Origin of the sequence: Actinospineispora acaciae DSM 45401, from assembly GCF_000620785.1 — a bacterium.
In the GTDB taxonomy this organism is placed as follows: domain Bacteria; phylum Actinomycetota; class Actinomycetes; order Mycobacteriales; family Pseudonocardiaceae; genus Pseudonocardia; species Pseudonocardia acaciae.
Genome location: NZ_JIAI01000014.1, coordinates 182,447 through 202,156 on the forward strand (window position 1 = coordinate 182,447; position 19,710 = coordinate 202,156).

Sequence of the window (19,710 nt, forward strand, 5' to 3'; positions counted from 1 at the left end):
GCGGCACGTCGACCGACCGCCGGATGCCCCGCTACCGACACCGGCGAACCCACAACCACACTCAGGGGCACCCCCACATAAGCCGTGGCCATCAACTTTAGTATCGTTAATCTACTTTAAGATTCCTGTTGTTGGAGGACGCGGTCATGCACGAGGACACCGATCCAGCGGTGATGCTGGGACATGCCGAGCAGATACAGGTCCAGATCCGCCGCGCCGGACGCTGGTATCCGGCATTGATGATCGTCTTCGGCGTGCTCACCATCGGGATCGTGGCGTGGGTGCCGGTAATCGATGACACAGCGACGGCGATCGCGTTCGCGCTGGTCATCGTGGCCTGGATAGTGGGGTTCTCCTGGTGGAAGTCCCGACACCACGTCCGCCCCACCAGCAGACGAGACACCCGGAAGTGGGTCGTGGCCTGGGCGATGCTGTACGTCACGGCGGTGTCCTGGTTCGGACCCACCTATCTGGACCACGCCGTGGGCTGGTGGGCGCTGATGGGGGTAGTGGTGGCCGCGCCGGCGTTTCACGAAGCCATCCGCGTGTGGCTGCGGGTCCGACGGTGACCCACCCTCGCCATCATCTCGACGACCGCATCCACACCCCGGTGCGGTTCTCGTTGATGGCCGCTCTCGCCGCCACGGGGGAAGCGGAGTTCAAGGCGCTGCGTGAGGCCCTCGAGGTAAGCGAGTCCCTACTGTCCCAACACGTCCGCGTCCTCGAAGACGCCGGCTACGTGCACGTCCGCAAGGGCTTCATCGGTAAGCGCCCCCGCACCTGGCTGTCGCTGACGCCCCAGGGCCAACAGGCATTCGCCGGCCACTGCGACACCCTGCGCGCCATCATCGCTACCCCCGTCGCCGGCCTGGCCAGCACACGGACACCCGACAACCGTTCCCAGGAGACATCATGAACGCACCCATGCTGCGTGCCCACCGGACCGGGTTCCCCTCCCATTACGACATCGCCCTCGGCGACGCCCCCGCCACCACGATCTCCGCACGAACGTTGCGGCACGGAGGCGACCTGGTCCTGGACGGGCGCCACTACACCCTCATAGCCTCACCATTCGGCCGCAACTATCGGCTGGAGTCCGCTGCCGGACAGCCGGTCGCCACCGCGGAACGAGCAGGGCTCAGGGGCTGGAACGTCGAGGCCGAGGGACACAGCTACCAGTTCGCGCAGGACTCGATCGGGCGCGCGGACCAAGTTCTCGTCGAAGGCGATAGACGAATCGGCCACGTCCGCGTCTCAGGTTGGTCCAGCCGCAACCTGGAGGCCGACCTGCCCGGTCTCGACCACCCGGTCGCGGTGTTCGTGCTGATCCTCACCCTGGCAAGGAGGCAACGGCGACGGCGAGCCGTCACCATCGCCCGCTGACGCCTCCGTCGACCGGGAAAGACGAGCCCCCACCGCTCGCCGGCAAGCGTCAGGCCGGCAACGGAATGTAGGGCTGGCGGGTCGAGGTGCGGTAGTCGGCGCGGCGGAGCAGTTCCTCGGCGTCGTCCACCGGTGGGTAGATCCAGACCTCGTTGACCTGGCGCTTGCGCTGCTTGGCCTCCTGCTCGGTCAACTCGACGGCCCGGTCCCAGCCCTTGGTGAAGACCGCGCCGGCCGCGCCGAGGTCCAGGCAGGTGACGTACGGGTCGGGGGCGAACGGCGCCGCCGGCAGGCCGAGCAGGTCGGCGGCGACGTTGTGACCGGCGAACCGGCCCTGCGGCAGGGCGTGCTGGCAGCTCTGCATCACGTGGTGGCCCTCCTCGGCGACGGCGGCGGCGGTGTCGCCGGCCGCGTACACCTCGGGCACCCCGACCACCCGCAGGTACTCGTCCACCTCGAGGCGGCCGAGGCGGTCCCGGCCGGCGGGGATCGCGGCGGTGAGCGGGCTGGCCAGCACGCCGGCCGACCACACCACCGTCGCGGCGGGCAGCTCGGTCCCGTCGGAGAGCGTCACGCCGTCCGGCCGGACCTCGCGCACGCTGACCCCGACCCGCTCCTCGACGCCCAGCTCGGCCAGCGCCTTCAGGATCTGCGGCCGGGGGCCCGCGCCCAGCTCGGCGCCGACCACGTCCGCGCGCTCCACCAGCACGACCCGCACGCTGCCGGCCGCGCCCACCGGCTCCGCGATCGCCCGCAGCCGCTCGACCAGCTCGGTCGCCACCTCCAGGCCGGTGAACCCGGCACCGACCACGACGGCGGTGAACCGGCCGGGGCCGTCCGGGCGGTCGGGCAGGCGGTGCAGGTGGGCGTCCAGCGCGGCGGCGGCGGGCATGGTGTCGACGTCGTGCAGGTGCTCCGCGCCCGGCAGGTCCGGCCGCACCAGCTGGCTGCCGGTGGCCAGCACCAGGCGGTCGTAGCCCAACTCGATCGGCCGGCCGTCGCGCTCGACGGCGCTCACCTTCCGGGCGGCGGTGTCGATGTTGGTGACGGTCGCGGCGACCCGGCGCACTCCGATCGGACCGAGCACGCGGTCCAGCGGGACGCGCATGGTGTCCGGGTCGGCCTGGTAGAGCCGCGGCCTGATCACCAGGTCGTCCCCGGGCGCGACCAGCGTCACGGTCAGCTCGGACGCGCCGGCCGCGCGGGCGGCCCGAACGGCGGCCGCCGCGCTCCACACCCCGGCGAAGCCACCGCCCACAACCAGGATATTCGACATCCAGAATCTCCTCCCACTTCCGCTCTCACCCTTGTTGATCAAGTTCTCAGTCCCGACCGTGGAAACGCCGTACCCGCCGCCCCGCGCTCGGGGCGTGGCTGTCGGCGGCGGCCAGCACGTCGGCCACCGTCTGCGCGGCCAGCTCGCGGCGCCAGGCCAGCTCGGCGCGGCGCATCGCGGCGGAGACCGCGCACGGCTCGGCGAACTCGCTGTCGGGCGCGGCCGCGCCCGAGCCCCGCCGACGGATCTCGGTGCAGCGGAACGCTTCGTCCGGACCCTCGATGGCGGCGACCACGTCCATCAACGTGATCTCCGACAGCGGCCTGGCCAGCCGAAACCCGCCGCGCGGACCCGACGTCGACGTCAGCAGGCCGGCCCTGACCAGCGCCTGGAGCTGCTTGTTCAGGTACGCAGGCGGCAGGTCGTTGCCGGCGGCGAGCCGGGCGGCGGGCAGCGGCTCACCGTCGCCCAGCCACCCCAGCGTGAGCAGGCTGTGCAACACCCACTCGACGCCCTCGCCCATCCGCATAAACCGGATGTTACATATCCGGGATACTGGACGTCAAGAACTCCCCCGACGACTGGGACGCGCGGCACCCAGGGCGAGACCGGCGAGACACGACGGCCGTCGAGCCCGTGCCCCAGGCGGCACAGATGCCTCGCTCGCCCTGCCCAACAAAGGCGCCACCAGAATCCGTTAGCAGCGATCGCATCGCCCGATCGAGCAACCACCGTCGAGCAAACAAGACCCGCAAGCGACCAACCAGAAAACGTACAAAGCTCAATCGAGTCGACATCGCCCCGGAGAGCGGGTTTTCCTACCCTTGTTTCATGTTACGATTCTAAGTTGTGGCGCCAACGTCCACCATTCTCCCCCAACCGGAGGGAGTGATGAACAAAGATTTAAGGCACTCTTAGCGCGGTGCTAATCGAGCCGGGCGCTCGGGCTTGTAATCCCGGGTCTGGCGTGATGGACATCCCGCTCGCACCGTGCAGAGAATCAACCCGGACACAATGCGAGGAGAAAAGATCATGGGTTGGCCAAACTACTATCGCGCGAAGATCTCACAGGTCGTTCTGACCGACAGCGAGCAGGCGCTGTTGGCCGAACTGTCCACACTCGAGCCCGGCGACGAGGCGCGACCTCGGCCCGCCGCGAGTTCGGAATAGCTCTCCGGTCCCCCGGCAACGGACACTCTCCCGTTCCGGGGGACTCTTTCTGACGCCCACCTTCGTCCCGTACGACGAGGAGCCCGTTGTGATGTCGATGTCAGGCGCTCACGGCACTGCCGAGGTTTCCGACGTCCGATCGGGTGTTCAGTGCGGGGAGCGAGGTGTCGGCCTGGACCAGGCCTGGGAACATGGCCAAGCCGCGCTGTCCGAGCTCGGCCTGACCGCTCAGTTTCACCCGGTACCGGTGGGCGACCCCGGTTCCTGGCGATGTTTCCTGCGCCGGGACGGGTCGGCCGTCACGCACGGCGACGGCTCGGGCAAGGGACCCGAGGACGTGGCGCGGGTTGGGGCCTTGTTCGAAGCGTTCGAGCACTATTTCAGTTTCGATACCGGCCGGTTGGTCGCGGACCGGTCGTTGCGTGCCGCCCACCAGGTCGCGGCCGGGCCGCTGGCCGCCGAGCCCGCCATCGGGCTGCTGGCGGAAGGACCGGATACGCCGTTGGCCTGCCTGCCCTATCGGTCGCTTACCGACGGCACCGAACACCACGCGCCGGCGTTCGTGTCCCTGCCCGAGTACGTCGAACCCGGTGCCGCCTCGACCAGGGCGGCCGCCGGCGACGGCTACGACTACTCCGTGCTGGGCCGATACGCGAACAACAGCGGATGGGCCGCCGGCATCAGCCCGGTCGAGGCCATGGTGCACGCCATCAACGAGGCGATCGAACGCGACGCGAGCTCACTGCTGCTCATCGACCAGTTCCTCGCCGCCCAGCCGCCACCGCCTCGGATCGTCGACCCGTCAACGTTGCCCGCCCAACTCGCCGCGCCGTACCGCGATGCCGAGGCGCGCCTCGGTCGCCGGGTGTGGTTGATCGACATCACCACCGACCTCGAGGTGCCGGCGTTCTGGGCCTACGCGCTCCCCCCTCGACCCGGGCAACCCGCCGAGGTGCGTGGCTTCGGGGCATCCCTGTCACGCCGCTACGCCGCCGAACGGGCCTTGGCCGAGCTCATCCAGTGCCACAGCGTGCTCATCCACGAAAACCACCTGATGCCCGAACGCCACGTGGGCACCGAGCCGTACCCCCCGCTGCACAACTGCTATCTCACCGACCTCACCGGCCGGCTCGCCGACGCCATGTCGGTGCCGTTCACCGACACGGCGGCGCCGGGCACTCCCCATGACCACCTGAACGGCCTGTTGCAACGCCTGCACCGGCACGGCCTGACCGCCTATGTTCGGCAGCGATACACCAACGACCACCTCGCCGTGCTCCACGTCCTCGTCCCCGGGCTGGAGCGTTTCATAGTCGTCACTGATGGAATCGTCGTCTTCCCCGGCACACGAGGACGCTCCCGCCTGCACGGTGGCAACGGCGGCGGCCGCTGACCGCTCGGCCTCGGCGGTCGAGCGGGGCGACGAGATCAGATCCGAGCGCGGGCCTCGGGCGACCGCGACGCCGTCGGGTTCGACCAGTTGCGGCCGAACGCCCGGCGCCGCATCGGCGGCAGCAACGCGCAGGCCCGCAGGAACGCCCGGAAGCCGAGCCGGCGCAGGCGGCCGCTGGTGACGGCGAGGTCGTGGTTGCGCATCGAGTGGCGGACGGCGGCGAACGCATAGTCGCGCATCCGCGCCTCGAACTCGCGCACCGCGTCCGGCAGCGCGCGTTCGCCCCGGTGCACCGAGGCCAGCGCGCGGGACAGGTGCTGGGCGTCGCGCAGCGCGGTATTGCCGCCGATCCCGCCGGTCGGGGGCATGCTGTGGATCGCGTCGCCGATGAGCACGACGGGGCCGCTGGGCCACGGCGGTACCGGGACCGAGGACCTGAAGCCGAACAGGGACACGGTGGCCGGGTCGGTGTCGGAGATCACCCGCCGCAGGTCGGGATGCCAGCCCCCGGTCACGGCGAGGATCCGCTCGCGCAGCGCCTCAGCGGGCAGTGCCTCGGCATCCGCGCCGAAGGTGTCCCGGTGCGTGATGAACGCCCAGAGCACGTAGTCGACGTCCTCGGCGCCGCGCAACAGCAGGTCCGGGTCCAGCCCGGCCGCCCGTACCTCGGCGTCCAGCTCGCGCATGGCGTCCTGGCTGGTCGCGCGGCGGGCGAAGATCGCGGTGAACAGCGCGTGCTCCGGGGCGACCACGAAGTTCAGGCCGCCGGCGATCCTTGACGGCAGCCAGGCGCGGGTGTGCGGGTCGAGCGTCAGCTTGCCGCCAACGCCGACGCCCTCGGTCGCCACCCGGCCGGCGTGCGGCAGGTACTGGCGGCGCACCCGTGAGTTCACCCCGTCCGCGCCGACCAGCACGTCCCCGGTCACCGAGGTGCCGTCGGCGAAGTGCGCGGTGACCCGGCCGTCGGCGGCGTGCTCGTAGCGTTCGAACTCCTTGCCGAAGTGCAGCGCGTCGTCCAGCCCGCCCATGAGCAGCAGCCGCAGGGTGATCCGACTGACCGCGTGGTGGCCGTCGGCGGGGTCGGCGGAGCCGCCGGTCATGAGGGCGGCGTCCACCGCGAGCAGCTCGGCGAGGCGTTCGGTGAGGAAGGTGAACCCGGTGCCCGGGTCGCCGGCGGTGGCCACCAGCGCGCGCCACAGCGCCGGCGGCAGGCACTCGTGCAGCGCGCGGCTGCCGTCGGTGTCGATGTGGATGCGGTAGCCCTGCAGGCGGTCGGTGGCGGAGCGGTCCCGCTCGTAGACGCCGACGCTCACGCCCGCCCGGCGCAGCCCCTGGGCCAGGCACAGGCCTCCCAGGCCGGCGCCGATGATGATCACGTCCGGATGCGGAGGGCTATTCATTGGTCCGACCAGCGACGACGGGCCGGAGGTCCGCCCGAGCGCCGGACTCGCGCCTGAGCAAGGCGACCTGGGGGGGTCAACGCTCCGGCGCGCGACCGCCGGAGGCGGTCTTGATGAATAGCCCAAGCTTTGAGTACGACACTGGACACGGGTCCTCCTCAGGTTGCGTCCGGGTAGAGCAGCTCGGCGAGCAGCTCGAGGGAGTCCGCGCCGGCCGCCGGGGCGAAGCTGGCCCCCTTGACCGCGGCGATGACCAGCTCGGTGCCGCGCTCCGGGTCGATCCGGGGGGCATCCACACGTTGGGCGCCCGCCTCCGCCTCGGCGTCCCGGAACCGGGCGGACAACGCCGCGCGCCAGCCCCGCTCGTGCCCGTCGAGGATGTCCCGGACCGCCGGGTCCCTGGCCGCGCGCAGGTCCATCTCCCGAAGCACCAGGTACAGCTCCGGTCGGGTACGCAGCGCCGCGGCCAGCCGTTGCAGGTGCAGCCGCAGCCGCCGCCGTGCCCCCGGCTCGTCCCCGGTGTCGGCCTGCGCGCGGAACTCGTCGATCGCGTGGGCCACCACGGCGGCCACCAGGTCCTGCTTGGTCGGGAAGTAGTGGTGCAGCGTGGAGTGGTCGATGCCGGCCGTGGCGGCGACGTCGCGCAGCCGCAGCCCCTCGAAACCGCGCTCGGAGATCAGCCGGAACGCGCCGAGCACCAGCGCGCCTTCCCGATCGACCGCCGTGTCCGCGCTCCGCCGCCCCGCCATGTCTTGCCTCTCATTCTCTTCAACCAACCACTTGGTTGAGCCATTCACGAGAAAGTGAACCAGCCCGGAGCGGCGGCCGTCAAGGCGCTATCTTCACGACCCCGCGCTCCGCCCGGCCGGACGTGGACGGCGAACGGCGCGTAGGCCGGGTCACAATGGCGGGGTGCATCTGCTTGATCCGGACGACCCGCGCCCCCTGGTCGACGGCGAGCGCGTCTGCGAGGCGATCGCGCACCTGCCCGACCCGGAGACGCTGCGCGACTGGGCCACCCGGTTCGCGCTGCTGGCCGACCAGACCCGGCTGGCGTTGCTGCTGTGCATCCACCACGCGGGCGAGATCTGCGTGTCCGACCTGGCCGCCGCGACCGGCGTCAAGGACAGCACGGTGTCGCAGGCGCTGCGGCTGCTGCGCGCGCACGGCGTAGTGGCCACCCGCCGCGACGGCCGCACCATCCACTACCAGCTCACCGACGACGGGCTGCGCGCGCTGCTCGGCCAGCTCCCCGGGGTGGCCGAGGAACCGGTGCCCAGCGCCGACCACCGGCACCGCCCGGCGTAGCTAGACCGTGGCGGCGTCCTCGGTGGCGCGCCCGGAGCGGCCGAGCACGCGCTCGGCCAGCGGCGCGAAGCCCAGCCCGATCACCGCCCAGAGCAGCGCCTGCGCGCCCAGCGAGTAGAGCCGGAACCGGAACAGCAGGTCGGCGTCGAAACCGGGAAAGACGATGGTGCCGCGCGCGTCCCGCAGCGGCGTCGGCGTCTCGGTGGCCAGCTCGCCGTACTGCTCGACGTTGATCCCGAGCTGGCCGAGCGACGGCAGCGCCGCCATCAGCACGCCGACCAGCACCACGAACCCGAGCACCCCGACCAGGGTGGCGTTCCAGTTGCCCAGCCGGTCGACCAGCCGCCGCCCCAGCCACACCGCGAGCACCCCCGCCGCCACCGCCCCGAGCACCATCAGCAGGTACAGCCCGGTGCGCTCGCCGATGGTGTCCTCGTGCCCGATGGCCGGCGGGTTCGCCGGATACTTCAGGAACGGCACCAGGTACAGCGTGACGAAACCGCCCAGCGCGACCAGCGGCGCCAGCGCGCGCGGGCTCAGCCGGCCGACGCGGCCCCACGCCAGGCAGTACGCGACGGCGAACAGCGCGCCCATCGCGACCCCGAACAGCACCATGCCCAGCCCGATGCCCAGGTTGGCCTGGACGCCACGGCTGAACATCTCGTGCTCGTGCGGGTTGACCGGCAGGCCAGCGGCGGCGTCCAGGGCCGCGCGGGCGTCGTCGCGTCCGCCCTCGTAGTCGATCGCCGCCTGGACCAGCGGCTCGACCAGGATGCGCGCGAACACGAACGCGAGCAGCCCGCCGAGCGCCCCGACGCCGACGCCGCGCAGTACGAGTTGCCTGACCACCTCAGTGGCAGGGGAAGCCGAGGAAGTGCCTGGCGTCGTGCATCAGCTCGTGCACGGCCATGGTGTTGCCGAACACCGAGGTGGCGCCCTCGTCGATGCCGACCAGGTAGTACAGCGCCAACCCGAAGACCAGGGCGCCGAGCAGCCAGGGCAGCGCCCCGGACACCGACAGCGGCACCGGCCGGGATCCGGCCCCGGCCGATGACGCCCCGGGCTGGCCGAACGCGTGTGAAGTCATGTGCCACCCTCTCCAGCCACCAGGAACCGCCAGGACCCCGCGAGGTCCGCGAACGACGGTATGACCGCCGTTCGTCCAGGTCAATAGCTCCATAGTCGTTCATCTGATCAGATAATGCTCCACGCGCCTCGACCGACCGGAGAGGATCAAGCTCCAGATGCGGCTCGCGCTGCTCGGCCACGCCGCCACCACCGCCATTCGAACCGCCGCGTTCCCCGCCGACGAGCCTCTCGACGCCGCCGGCCGCTCCGGGGCGCGCGCACTCGCCGGCCGACTGCCCCGGGCGGACCGGGCGCTGTGCGCGCCGTCGACGCGCTGCCGGCAGACCGCCGAGGCGGCCGGTGTGACCGCGGTGACGGACCCGGGCCTGGCCGGCTGCGACTTTGGCGGGTGGACCGGCCGCACGCTCGACGAGGTGGCCGCCGGGGACCCGGCCGGCCTCACCGCGTGGCTGGCCGATCCGTCCGCGCGACCGCACGGGGGCGAGACGATCGCCGAGTTCTTGGCCAGGATCGGGCGCTGGCTGGACGACCTCGCGCCCGAGACCGCCGCTCCCGAAGCCGTCCCCGCCAAACAGACCGACCGTCGGTCTAAACAGACCGACCGTCGGTCTAGCTATGGAGCGGAGGGCCACCACCGCGATCACGCCGACCACCGCGACCACGCCGACCACGGCCACCGCCAAGGCGAGCCAAGACTGCTCGTAATCGCCGACCCGACGCTGATCAGGGCGGCCGTGGCGCACGCCATCGGCGCGCCGCCGCTGTCGATCTGGCGCATCGACGTCGCGCCGCTGAGCCGCACGGTCCTCGCCGGCGGCCCCAACCGCTGGTCGCTACGCTCCCTCGCCCGCTGACACGACCGTCAGCGCGGGAGGCGGGCCAGCCAGTCGGCGGCGGCATCGAGCACGGCAGTCGCCCGCGCGCGGTCCCCACCGGCCGGCGACTCACCGGGACGCAGGCAGGCCGGGGGCTCGACGCCGGTCTGGTGCCGGCAGTGGTCGGCGGCCTCGCGCACGGCGGCCACGGTGCCGCTGTAGATCTTGGCGAGAGCGCCGGACGCGGCAAGGTCGGCCCGGGTCCGCACCGGCAGGCCGGCCAGGCCGGCGAGGGTCTGCCGGCGGGCGGCCACGATCTCGGCCATCTGCTCGGCGGCGGAACGCTCGGCGCAGTCCGGGCAACGCAGCGCCAGGCCCTGCACGGCGCCGCCGGCACCGACGCCGGCAATCCGGAAACGATGCCGGTGTCCGGTGGGGCAACCGAGCACCGACGGGTCGCCCTCCGTGGCCCATCGCGCACCCTGTGTCATCGTGGCTCCCAGTTATATCACCTGAACGAGTGACGCCTTCCCGCAGGTTAGGGGCTCCACGCTCCACCGACCGCGCGCGACACGCCGGTTCTGACGGTTGGCTCGACGACCGGTCACGCGGTGTCACACAGGAACGGCCCACATGACTCCAACGGAGCAACCGCCACCGTCCGGGTGAGCCGGCGCCGGCCCCGGACCATTAACCGAACGCGTCCTGTTTTCGTTATGCCGAGGTAGTCCCCCGAAATTCGAAAGTGGCGCACAACCGCTACTCCTTTTGCTTTAATCGGGTTGCTCCTGGGCCGATCGGGTGGAGCCCCCGCGACCTTGAAACGAATTCATAGGTGGCTCTGATGTCCTTCACAGCGGCCACCCCCGAGGGCCGCATTCCCAGATAGAAGGGATCGCTACACATGAGTGCGTTCAAGATCGTGGTCGCGGGTCGCGGCCGGTTCGACGACGACTTCCGCCGTCACCGCCACCGCCACGACGATGACGACGACTGCAACGGCGGCCGCCGTCGTCGCCGGCACAGGCACCACAGCCGGTGCCGGTGCGGCTGCCGCTGACCGAGGAAGGCACGCCGGCCCCGCTCGATCTCCCGTCGGGCGGGGCTGGCGGCACTTCCCGCGCAGGTCATGGGCGCTCACACTAGGCGAAGGGGACGTCCCGAGACGGACGCCCCGACCACCGCGCTCCCGCCCGACGCCACCGCCGTCGACGAGAGCAAGACCACCGCCGTCCCCAGCCCGGTCGCTCCGGACACGCCGGCCACGAAAGCCACCAAGGCCACGCCGGCCGAGACGAGCGCGACGGACAAGGACACGGCGGACAAGGACACGGCGAACACGGTGGCCGACGAGCCGGATGACGGGCTGGACGACAAGCCGGACAGGGCCTCGGGCTCGCTGGTCGACGCGGCGCCGACGGTCCGCATCCGCACGATCTTCCAGCGGTTCTGGCCGGACACCAAGGGTTTCCGCGGCCGGCTGGTGCTCGGGCTGGCGCTGATCGCGGTCCCGCCCGCGCTGGCGGCCGCCGGGATCTGGCTGTTCAAGATCCTGGTCGACGAGGTGCTGACCACCCGCGACGTGGCCCGGTTCCCGTACATCGCGGCGGCGTTCGTGGTGGTCACCCTGCTGGAGGGGATCGTCTCGTTCGTCGACGAGTACCTCAGCGCCTGGGTCGCCGAGCGATTCGTGATGAACCTGCGCTGCAGGGTGTTCGCCCATTTGCAGCAGCTTTCTCTCACATTCTTCGAAAAACGCCAGCTCGGCGATATCCTGGCGCGGCTCACCGGCGACATCAACGCGATCGAAGAATTGCTGCTGACCGGCGTCAGCAGGGCGTTGACCTATCTGTTCCAGATCATTTTCTTCGCCGGCGCGCTGTTCGTCCTGAACTGGCAGCTGGCCCTGCTCGCGCTGGTCGCCGCGCCGGTGTTCCTGCTGCTCGCCCGGTTCTTCGCGCGCCGGATCAAGAAGGCGTCCCGGGAGCAGCGGCGCCGGTCCGGCACGATCAGCGCGGTCGCGGAGGAGAGCCTGCACAACGCCGCGCTGGTGCAGGCCTACCACCGGCAGGCGCACGAGACCACGAAGTTCCGGGCCGAGAACCTGGGCAGCTTCACCGCGCAGATGGTGGCCACCAAGCTCGAGGCGCTGTTCCACCCGTTCACCAACCTGCTGGAGGCGAGCGGCGTCCTGCTGGTGGTCGGGTTCGGGCTGCGCGAGCTGGCCGCCGGCCGGATCACCCTGGGCGGGCTGCTGGTGTTCATCGGCTACCTGACCCAGCTCTACGGGCCGATCACCGGGTTCGGCGACCTGACGAACACGATGTTCGCGGCCAGCGCCGGCGCCGAGCGGGTCATCGAGGTGCTCGACACCGAGCCCGAGGTGTCGGACCCGACCAACCCGGTCGCGCTGGGCCGCGCGCGCGGCGCCGTGCGGCTGGAGCGGGTCGGCTTCGGTTACGAGGGCGGCGAGCGACCGGCGCTGGACGGCGTCACCTTCCGCGTCGCACCCGGCGAGACGATCGCGGTGGTCGGGGCCAGCGGCGCCGGCAAGTCCACGCTGATGCGGATGTTGCTGCGGATGCACGACCCGGCCCGGGGCACCGTCAGCCTGGACGGCGTCGACCTGCGCAAACTGCGGCTGGGCGAGCTGCGCGGGAACATCGCGGTGGTGCTGCAGGAGACCCTGGTCTTCGACGGCACGATCGCGGAGAACATCAGGTGGGGCAAGCCGGACGCCACCGACGACGAGATCGTCGCCGCGGCCCGCGAGGCCGACGCGCACGAGTTCGTCACCGGGCTGCCCGCCGGCTACCAGACCAGGGTCGGCCAGCGCGGCATGATGCTCTCCGGCGGACAGCGCCAGCGCATCGCGCTCGCCCGCGCCATGATCCGCAACGCGCCGCTGCTGCTGCTGGACGAGCCCACGACCGGCCTGGACGCGGCGTCCACGCAGCGGGTGATGGCGCCGCTGCGCCGGGCCATGACCGGGCGCACCACGATCGTCATCTCGCACAACCTGCTCACCGTGACCGAGGCCGACCGGATCGTCTACCTCGAACGCGGCCGGGTGGCCGGCCTCGGCACCCACCGCGAGCTGCTGTCCCGCTCCCCCGGCTACGCCGAGCTGTACCGGCTGCACCACCCCGGCGGCCCGCCCCGCCCGGCCGGGCGCCCGCGCCAGCGCCAGGACGTCACCGCCACCCGCTCGCTGCGCCCGGTGCCGGCCCGGCCGGCCGCGAACCGCCCCCGCCCCGGCCGCCCCAGGCCGCCCGCCGAGCCACGGCCGGCCGGGCCCGGCCCCGACCCCCGTGCCTGGGACACCCGCCTGTCCGGCCCCACCTCCAGGACCCGGGTCATCACCTCCGAACGCCGACTCCCCGAACGCCGACTGCCAGACCCCCGGCTCGCCGCACCCGGCGCCGAGCCCCGACCCGGCGCGCCCAGCGCCGAACCCCGTGCCGCCGCACGCCCCGAACCGCGCCCGGCCGCACCACGGATCGAGCCGCCCCACACCGCCGTACGGCCCGAGCCGCGTCCCGTCACGTCCACCCCCGACACACGTGAGGACACGCCGATGTCACAGCCACGCCACGCCGAGCCACCCACCACCGCCCTCAACGCCGCAGCGCTCAACGCCGCCGCACTCAACGCCGCCGCCCTCGGCGAGCGCCCGGGGCCGGGGCCGTCCAGCTCGGCGCCACGCCACGCGGCACCGGCGTCCGACCCGGCGCCCGCCGCGTCCAGCTCCGCACCCAGGCACGCCGCGCCGTCGCCGCAACCCGAGGCGCCGCACCCGTCCCCCGAACCGGAGCCGCGCCCGCGTCCCACCCCGCACCCTCGGCCCCACCCGACTCCGCGCCCCCGGCCGCACCCCACCCCGTACCCCCGCTCCCAGCCCGAACCGAGGCCGGCGTCCCACGCCGGATCGCTGCCCGGCTCGCACCGCCCGCTGTCGATCCCGCGTCCGCGAACGGCCGCCAGCGGGCTGGAGGTCCCGCTGCCCATCCCCACCCAGCGCCTGCGCCCGGTCCCGATGCCGCAGCGGTCCTCGCAACGCCGGCCCATGCCGCGCTGGTCGGGCGGCACGGCGTTCGACGCCGGCTCCGAGAACTGACGTCGTACCCGACCGGACGGTCAGCTCGCCGCGCCCACCAGGTGCAGGCTGAGCTGGCCGTCCGGCGGCCCGGTGCGGTTCCACTCGCCGGACTCCGCCGTCCAGGTCTCGCCGTCCAGGGTGACCCGGTCGATGGCCAGCCGGTTCGCGTGCGCGACCAGCCAGTGGGCCACCGCGCGGGCCCGCTCCGGGGGGTGCCGGCCGGACAGCGCGGCCGTGCCGAGCTCCCGCTTCGCCACCGTCACCAGCACGTCCGCCGGCGGCCCGAGCCGCAGGTCATGACAGCTCAGCCTGGCCTCCGCCTCGCCGGTGAGGGCGGCGGCGGTGGCGCGCGCCTGCGGCTCCCAGCGCGCGTAGGCCAGCGGCGTCGCCGACCGCTGCACCAGCTGAGCGGCGCCCGTCACTTCCAGCGTCGCCCAGTTCGGCTGTTGACGTAGCCGCTGGTAGAACGCGGTGGCGGCGTACACGGGATCCATCAGCTGGGCCGCGGCGCCCCAGCCCTGGCTCGGCCGCTGCTGGAACAGCCCGAGCGAGTCCCGGTCGCCGTGCGGCAGGTTGCGCAGGCCGGACTCCTGCAGGGCCGTCGCGATCGCCACGGTCACGGCGTGGTCGGGCATGCCGAGCTTGGCGCCGACGCCGGCGATGGTGGCCGCGTTGTCGGCCTGCTCCGGGGTCATCGGGTAGGCCTCGACGTTGTCCGGGTCGCCGCCGCCCGAGGCCAGCGTGACAGTGCACCCGGGCGGCGGCGGGACCGTCGGGCGGCTCACGATCACCGCGACCAGCACGCCCACGAAGATCACCAGGCCGACCGCCGCCAACAGCCGTCGCCGAGCGCGCGGTGATGTCACCCAACCAACTTAATCGTCCGGCGCGGTGACCCAGAGCCACCGCCGGTTCGACCCCATCGGCGGTACACCTTGACACGCTGAGATGCTTTCTCAGCCCATTGATAACAACAACCATTGCCGACGCCGGGCGAGCGAGCATAGCCTCAGAAGTCCCATGCACCACCGCAAGCCTGGTAGGTCGCGGGCCGATTCGAGTGGGCACGCGACCTCGATTCGGAGGGGGCAGCATGAAGGTCGAGTCGATCTTGCGAGCCAAGGGCCACCAGGTCACCACGATTCAGCCGTGGTGCACCGTCAAGGAGGCGCTCGGCCATCTCATCGGCCCACCCCGCATCGGCGCGCTGGTGGTGACCGGCGTTCCGCACGGGTTCAGCGGCATGGTCTCCGAGCGCGACATCATCCGAGGCATGCGGCTGCACGGCGAGCGGCTGCTGGGGATGCCGGTGTCCGACGTGATGCTGCACCACGTGCCCACCTGCGCCCCCACCGACAGCATCTCCGACATCATGGTCACCATGACCCACTCGCGTTACCGTCACCTGCCGGTGCTGCGCGACGGCGACCTGGTCGGCCTGGTCAGCATCGGCGACGTGGTGCGCGCCCGGCTGGACGAGATGGAGCTGGAGACCGGCATCCTCCGCGACCTCTACATGGCGCGGCACTAGTCAAAGGTCGTTGCCGGGGTAGGACAGGTTGAAGCTCTTGTTGGTCAGCGGGAAGTCCGGGACGATCGTGTCGGCCAGCGCCACCGGCAGCGCAGGCCAGTTGAAGAAGCTCGGGTCGACGATCTTGACCCGGGTCGGGGTGTCGTCGGCGGCCAGTTCGACGCGGTGCACGATCGTGCCGCGCCAGCCCTCGGTGATGCCGACGCCGGAGCGCTCGGCGGGCGGTGGTTCGGGCGGTGCGGCCGCCGCGCCCAGCCGGCCGTCCAGGGTGGCGACCAGCGCGGTGATCAGCTCGACGGACGCCGCGATCTCCTCCGCGCGCACGGTGAACCGGGACAGCACGTCGCCGTCGGTGCGGGTGTGGTGGACGCGCGGCACCGGGTCGGGCAGCGCGGGGTGGTCGTGGCGGGCGTCGACGGCCAGGCCGCTGGCGCGCGCGATGTAGCCGAGGGTGCCCAGGTCGGCGGCCTGGGCGGTGGTGAGTACGGCGGTGCCGGTGAAGCGGTCCACCACCACCGTGTTGTCCAGCGCGAGCGCGACGATCTCGGCGATGTCCGCGCCGATCGCGGACAGCTCCGACGGGTCCGGCAGCGACTCCACCTCGGCCCCGCCGGGGCGGACGGCGCCGCGCAGCAGCCGATGCCCGGTCACCGCGTCGTTGACCCGCAGCAGCCGCTCGCGGATCCGTTGGGCGTGGGAGTTCAGCACGCCGTGGCCGACGTCGTTGCACAGCGCGCCGATGTCGGCGACATGGTTGTACAGCCGCTCCAGCTCCAGCAGCACCCCGCGCAACCGGGCCGCGTCCGCCGGCACCCGCCACCCGAGCGCGTCCTCCACCGCCTGGCAGAACGCCACCGTGTGCCCCACCGAGGTGTCGCCGCTGACCCGCTCGGCCAACTCCACCCCTCGATCCGGGCGGCGGCCGGCGAACAGCTTCTCCACCCCCCGGTGGGTGAACCACAGCCGCGCCTTCAAGTTCAGGATCGTCTCGCCGACCACCGAGAACCGGAAGTGCCCCGGCCCGATCATCCCGGCGTGCACCGGACCGACCGGTATCTCGTACACCCCCGGCCCCTCCACCGTCCGGAACGGATACGGCCCGTCCACATCGCCGAACTCCGGCGGCGCACCGGCATCGGCCAACATCGGATACCAGCCCTTCGGCCAGTGGAAATGCCGCACCAGCCGACGCGGCAACGGATGATCCACCGGCACGATCCCGAACAGGTCCCGCATCTCCCGCTCGAACCGGCCGGCCGCGAACGACACCCCCGCCAGGCTCGGCACCTCCGGCGCCTCGCGGCGCAGCGGCACCCGCAGCTCCACCCGCCGCCCGCCGCCGGTGAACACGTACACCGCGCGCAACCCGGCATCGCCGTCGTCGTGCCCGGCCACCAACGCCACCCGGAAACCGTCAGCCAACAGCTCCGCCGCGTGTACGGGCAGCTCGTCCGGACCGAGGACGCGGGCGGCGGTCGGTGGCGCGGACGCGATCGTTGTCACGGTGTTCCTCCCAGGACCTCGGCGGCGGTTCGGAGCAGGACGTCCAGCGGGCCCGCCGTCACGCCGAGCACCGCGCAGGCCGCCAGGCCGCCGCCCACCGCGAGCGCGACCGCCACCGGCAACCTCGCCGGGGCGGCGGCCGCACCGGGTCCGTCGGGCGCCGGCGCACCGAGCAGCACCCGGCTCAGGTGGCCGACCACCGCGGCGGCGATGACCAGCATCAACAGCAGAGCGGCCGCCGTCACCCAGCCCAGCCCGGCGGCGAACCCGGCGCGGGCGATGCCCAGCTCGCTGGCGAACAGGCTGAACGGCGGCAGCCCGACCAGCGCCAGTGCCCCGAGCCCGACGCACCCGGCCAGCCCTGGCGCCCGCGCGGCCAATGCGCGACGTCCGTCGATCCGCGCGGTGCCGGTGAGCTGCAGGATCCGCCCGGCGCCGAGGAACAACGAGGCCTTGGTCATCCCATGGCCCACGATGTGCAGCAGCACCGCCGCCAGCGCCGCCGGCCCGCCGATCGCGGCACCGAGCGCGACCAGGCCGAGGTGCTCGATGCTGGAGTAGGCCAGCAGCCGCTCGAGGTCGCGCTGGGCCAGCATCAGCGACGCCGCGACCAGCAGCGAGGCCAGCGCCATCACCAGCAGCAGGGTGCGGGCGAACCCGACGCCCAGCGCCCCGTCGGCGATCATCTTGACCCGCAGCATCGCGTAGAACGCCACCGAGAGCAGCACCCCGGACATCAGCGCGGACACCGGGGCCGGCGCCTGGGAGTGCGCGTCCGGCAGCCAGGCGTGCAGCGGCGCCAGCCCCGCCTTGGTCCCGAACCCGACCAGCAGCAGCAACACCGCGATCCGGGTCACTCCCGGGTCCAGGCCCGGCGCGGCGGCGGCCAGCGCCGTCAGGTCCAGCCCGTCGGTGCCCGGCGCGTAGGAGGCGGCGTAGTTCAGCAGCAGCGTGCCCAGCAGCGCCAGCGCGATGCCCGCCGAGCAGATCACCACGTACTTCCAGGCCGCCTCCACCGCCGAACGGACCCGCCGCTGCCCGACCAGGAACGCCGTGCAGATGGTGGTCGCCTCCACCGCCACCCACAGCACGCCCAGGCTCGAGGCCAGCACCGCGCACGCCATCGCGGCCAGGAACAGCTGGACCAGCAGGCAGTGCCGGCGGGCGGTGCGGGGGGTGGCGCGGGCGGCGGCGATCTCGGTGGCGAAGTGGGCGGGGGTGGCCACGGCGGCCAGCAGCGCCACGGCGCCGATCACGACCAGCATGAACGCGGACAGCGCGTCCACCCGCACCATCCCGCCCAGGACCGGGTACGGGCCGTCCCCGGTCACCGCCACGGCGGTGTGGATCGCGGCGGCCAGCACTGTCGCGGCGGTGAGCGCGCCGATCCAGGCGGTGGCCCGGCGCCAGCCGAGCGCGGCGTACGCGGCGGCACCCAGCACCGGCGCCAGCACCGTCAACATCACTGTCATCAGTCGTGCAGCTCCCGTAGCTCGCCGAGGTCGGTGTCGCCGAACGTCTCGTGCATCCGGGCGGTGAGGATGCGCAGCACCAGCACCGCCAGCAGCACGTCCAGCGACACCCCCAGCTCGACGATCAGGCTCAGCCCGGACATGGTCAGGAAACCGACGGCGGTGATCCCGTTGTCCATCAGCAGGAAGCCGACCAGCTGCGACACCGCCCGCCGCCGGGTCACCAGCACGAAGAACCCGATCAACAGCACGGCCACGCCGACCGGGATGGCCCTGGTCGCCGGCGACGGGTTCAGCGCCACCAGCGGCTGCGAGATCGCGTACGCCAGCAGCGTCAACGCCGCCGCGACCAGCAGCGACGTCCCTACAGCGACTGTTTTCTCCGCCTCCGCCCCCGCCACCACCGGCCGGGTCTCCGCGCGCTCCTGCCCCGCGCCGGCCAGCGCGCGCCGCAGCAACGCCGGCAGCACCCCCGCGCGCAGCACCAGCAGCCCGACGGCCACGGCAAGAAGCTCCGGCGAATCCTGCCCGGCCGCCAGCACACCGACCAGCAGCGCCAACGCCACCCCCTGCACGGCGAACACCCGGATGGTCACCGGCAGCTCCCGCCGCCACAACACCAGCACGGCCGTCACCAGCAACCCCGCGCTCGCCACCTCCAGCGCCTGCGTATGCGTCACCGCTCTCCCCTCGCTCGCACACCCACTCCGTCCGTCACACATGCGCTACAGCACGTGTGCGACGTACGAACCCGCTGCGTGAGCATTCGGTCAGTCCAGGAAGTACGAGGTTGTGGCGGCTAGGAGGGCGAGCAGGAAGGAGGCGGCCAGGAGCTCGGGGACGCGGAAGAGTCGCTGCTTGGCGAGGAAGACCTCGGCGGCGGCGAGCGCGGTGCCGAGCAGGCCGACCTTGGCGACCAGGGCGAGCACGCCGATCCCCAGCGCGGCCGGGGTGGCGGTGGTGGCGATGCCCCAGGGCAGGAACAGGTTCGCCAGCAAGCCCAGGAACACCGCCAGGCGCATCGCCGAGGCCAACTCCACCAACGCCAGGTCCGGCCCGGCGTACTCCAACACCATCGCCTCGTGCACCATCGTCAACTCCAGATGCGTCGACGGGTTGTCCACCGGCAACCGCCCAGTCTCCGCGACCACCACAACCACCAACGCCACCGCCGCCAACAACGACACCGGCGAAACCACCCGCGACGGATCACGCACCGTCGCCGCCACAATGTCGGCCAGGTTCGTCGACCCCACCCGCACCGACAACGC

Annotated in this window: 21 protein-coding genes; 8 read left to right on the plus strand and 13 right to left on the minus strand. The window is 72.3% G+C overall.

Annotated elements, in window-relative coordinates; all coding sequences use genetic code 11:
• Nucleotides 1–146: 146 nt before the first annotated feature.
• From N912_RS0139955 to N912_RS0139965, 3 genes are read left to right on the plus strand one after another with little or no spacing between them, the layout of a single operon-like run.
• The gene (locus tag N912_RS0139955) at nt 147–569 is read left to right on the plus strand and encodes a hypothetical protein (RefSeq protein ID WP_156994319.1); all 423 of its coding nucleotides are present in this window, start codon (nt 147–149) and stop codon (nt 567–569) included.
• Nucleotides 566–916, plus strand: a complete 351-nt coding sequence (locus tag N912_RS57600) for a winged helix-turn-helix domain-containing protein (RefSeq protein ID WP_051581453.1) — start codon at nt 566–568, stop codon at nt 914–916. The genes N912_RS0139955 and N912_RS57600 overlap by 4 nt, the downstream gene beginning before the upstream one ends.
• Nucleotides 913–1,383, plus strand: a complete 471-nt coding sequence (locus N912_RS0139965; RefSeq protein ID WP_156994320.1) for a hypothetical protein — start codon at nt 913–915, stop codon at nt 1,381–1,383. The genes N912_RS57600 and N912_RS0139965 overlap by 4 nt, the downstream gene beginning before the upstream one ends.
• A gap of 49 nt (nt 1,384–1,432) precedes the next feature.
• On the opposite strand, the gene N912_RS0139970 is transcribed toward N912_RS0139965, so the two are convergent.
• Both N912_RS0139970 and N912_RS0139975 read right to left on the minus strand, forming a co-directional pair.
• Nucleotides 1,433–2,659, minus strand: coding sequence for an NAD(P)/FAD-dependent oxidoreductase (locus N912_RS0139970; protein WP_028926845.1), 1,227 nt, complete (start codon nt 2,657–2,659; stop codon nt 1,433–1,435).
• Nucleotides 2,660–2,705: 46 nt separating this feature from the next.
• The gene (locus N912_RS0139975; protein ID WP_028926846.1) at nt 2,706–3,188 is read right to left on the minus strand and encodes an RrF2 family transcriptional regulator; all 483 of its coding nucleotides are present in this window, start codon (nt 3,186–3,188) and stop codon (nt 2,706–2,708) included.
• Between the two features lie 888 nt (nt 3,189–4,076).
• On the opposite strand from N912_RS0139975, the gene N912_RS0139980 reads away from it, so the two are divergent.
• Nucleotides 4,077–5,222 (plus strand): YcaO-like family protein, encoded by a 1,146-nt coding sequence (locus N912_RS0139980; protein WP_051581454.1) that lies wholly within the window; start codon nt 4,077–4,079, stop codon nt 5,220–5,222.
• 35 nt (nt 5,223–5,257) lie between these two features.
• Here N912_RS0139980 and N912_RS57605 read toward each other — a convergent pair whose 3' ends face one another.
• Both N912_RS57605 and N912_RS0139990 read right to left on the minus strand, forming a co-directional pair.
• Nucleotides 5,258–6,598, minus strand: a complete 1,341-nt coding sequence (locus N912_RS57605) for an FAD-dependent oxidoreductase (protein ID WP_051581455.1) — start codon at nt 6,596–6,598, stop codon at nt 5,258–5,260.
• A 182-nt stretch (nt 6,599–6,780) separates the two neighbouring features.
• Entirely contained in the window at nt 6,781–7,371 is a 591-nt protein-coding gene (locus N912_RS0139990) for a TetR/AcrR family transcriptional regulator (protein WP_028926848.1), read from the minus strand.
• 163 nt (nt 7,372–7,534) lie between these two features.
• On the opposite strand from N912_RS0139990, the gene N912_RS57610 reads away from it, so the two are divergent.
• On the plus strand, nt 7,535–7,930 hold the full coding sequence (locus N912_RS57610) for a metalloregulator ArsR/SmtB family transcription factor (RefSeq protein ID WP_037068985.1): 396 nt from the start codon (nt 7,535–7,537) through the stop codon (nt 7,928–7,930).
• Here the strand turns inward: N912_RS57610 and N912_RS0140000 are convergent, their stop codons facing one another.
• Together N912_RS0140000 and N912_RS57615 are read right to left on the minus strand one after the other, a co-directional pair.
• Nucleotides 7,931–8,779 carry a CbtA family protein gene (locus N912_RS0140000; RefSeq protein ID WP_028926849.1) on the minus strand — a complete coding sequence of 283 codons (849 nt, stop codon included), beginning with the start codon at nt 8,777–8,779 and terminating at the stop codon, nt 7,931–7,933.
• A gap of 1 nt (nt 8,780) precedes the next feature.
• On the minus strand, nt 8,781–9,017 hold the full coding sequence (locus N912_RS57615) for a CbtB domain-containing protein (protein WP_028926850.1): 237 nt from the start codon (nt 9,015–9,017) through the stop codon (nt 8,781–8,783).
• Between the two features lie 157 nt (nt 9,018–9,174).
• Between N912_RS57615 and N912_RS0140010 the strand changes: the two genes are divergently transcribed.
• On the plus strand, nt 9,175–9,873 hold the full coding sequence (locus tag N912_RS0140010; RefSeq protein ID WP_051581456.1) for a histidine phosphatase family protein: 699 nt from the start codon (nt 9,175–9,177) through the stop codon (nt 9,871–9,873).
• A gap of 8 nt (nt 9,874–9,881) precedes the next feature.
• Here the strand turns inward: N912_RS0140010 and N912_RS61155 are convergent, their stop codons facing one another.
• The gene (locus N912_RS61155) at nt 9,882–10,325 is read right to left on the minus strand and encodes a hypothetical protein (protein WP_028926852.1); all 444 of its coding nucleotides are present in this window, start codon (nt 10,323–10,325) and stop codon (nt 9,882–9,884) included.
• Nucleotides 10,326–10,732: 407 nt separating this feature from the next.
• Nucleotides 10,733–10,858, minus strand: coding sequence for a hypothetical protein (locus tag N912_RS66630; protein ID WP_281176357.1), 126 nt, complete (start codon nt 10,856–10,858; stop codon nt 10,733–10,735).
• Between the two features lie 105 nt (nt 10,859–10,963).
• On the opposite strand from N912_RS66630, the gene N912_RS66635 reads away from it, so the two are divergent.
• Nucleotides 10,964–13,951 carry an ABC transporter ATP-binding protein gene (locus N912_RS66635; RefSeq protein WP_084211658.1) on the plus strand — a complete coding sequence of 996 codons (2,988 nt, stop codon included), beginning with the start codon at nt 10,964–10,966 and terminating at the stop codon, nt 13,949–13,951.
• Nucleotides 13,952–13,971: 20 nt separating this feature from the next.
• On the opposite strand, the gene N912_RS0140035 is transcribed toward N912_RS66635, so the two are convergent.
• Entirely contained in the window at nt 13,972–14,799 is an 828-nt protein-coding gene (locus N912_RS0140035; protein WP_028926854.1) for a transglycosylase SLT domain-containing protein, read from the minus strand.
• A 227-nt stretch (nt 14,800–15,026) separates the two neighbouring features.
• Here N912_RS0140035 and N912_RS0140040 point away from each other — a divergent pair, with 227 nt between their 5' ends.
• On the plus strand, nt 15,027–15,464 hold the full coding sequence (locus N912_RS0140040) for a CBS domain-containing protein (protein WP_028926855.1): 438 nt from the start codon (nt 15,027–15,029) through the stop codon (nt 15,462–15,464).
• On the opposite strand, the gene N912_RS0140045 is transcribed toward N912_RS0140040, so the two are convergent.
• The 4 genes from N912_RS0140045 to N912_RS0140060 all read right to left on the minus strand — a co-directional run.
• Nucleotides 15,465–16,967, minus strand: coding sequence for a hydrogenase large subunit (locus N912_RS0140045; protein ID WP_211261562.1), 1,503 nt, complete (start codon nt 16,965–16,967; stop codon nt 15,465–15,467). It abuts the gene before it with no gap.
• Nucleotides 16,964–18,439, minus strand: a complete 1,476-nt coding sequence (locus tag N912_RS0140050) for a proton-conducting transporter transmembrane domain-containing protein (RefSeq protein WP_028926857.1) — start codon at nt 18,437–18,439, stop codon at nt 16,964–16,966. The genes N912_RS0140045 and N912_RS0140050 overlap by 4 nt, the downstream gene beginning before the upstream one ends.
• Nucleotides 18,439–19,119 carry a hypothetical protein gene (locus N912_RS0140055; protein WP_028926858.1) on the minus strand — a complete coding sequence of 227 codons (681 nt, stop codon included), beginning with the start codon at nt 19,117–19,119 and terminating at the stop codon, nt 18,439–18,441. Before N912_RS0140055 ends, N912_RS0140050 begins: the two co-directional genes overlap by 1 nt.
• 90 nt (nt 19,120–19,209) lie before the next feature.
• A partial coding sequence (locus N912_RS0140060; RefSeq protein ID WP_028926859.1) for an NADH-quinone oxidoreductase subunit H occupies nt 19,210–19,710 on the minus strand: 501 nt, incomplete at its 5' end.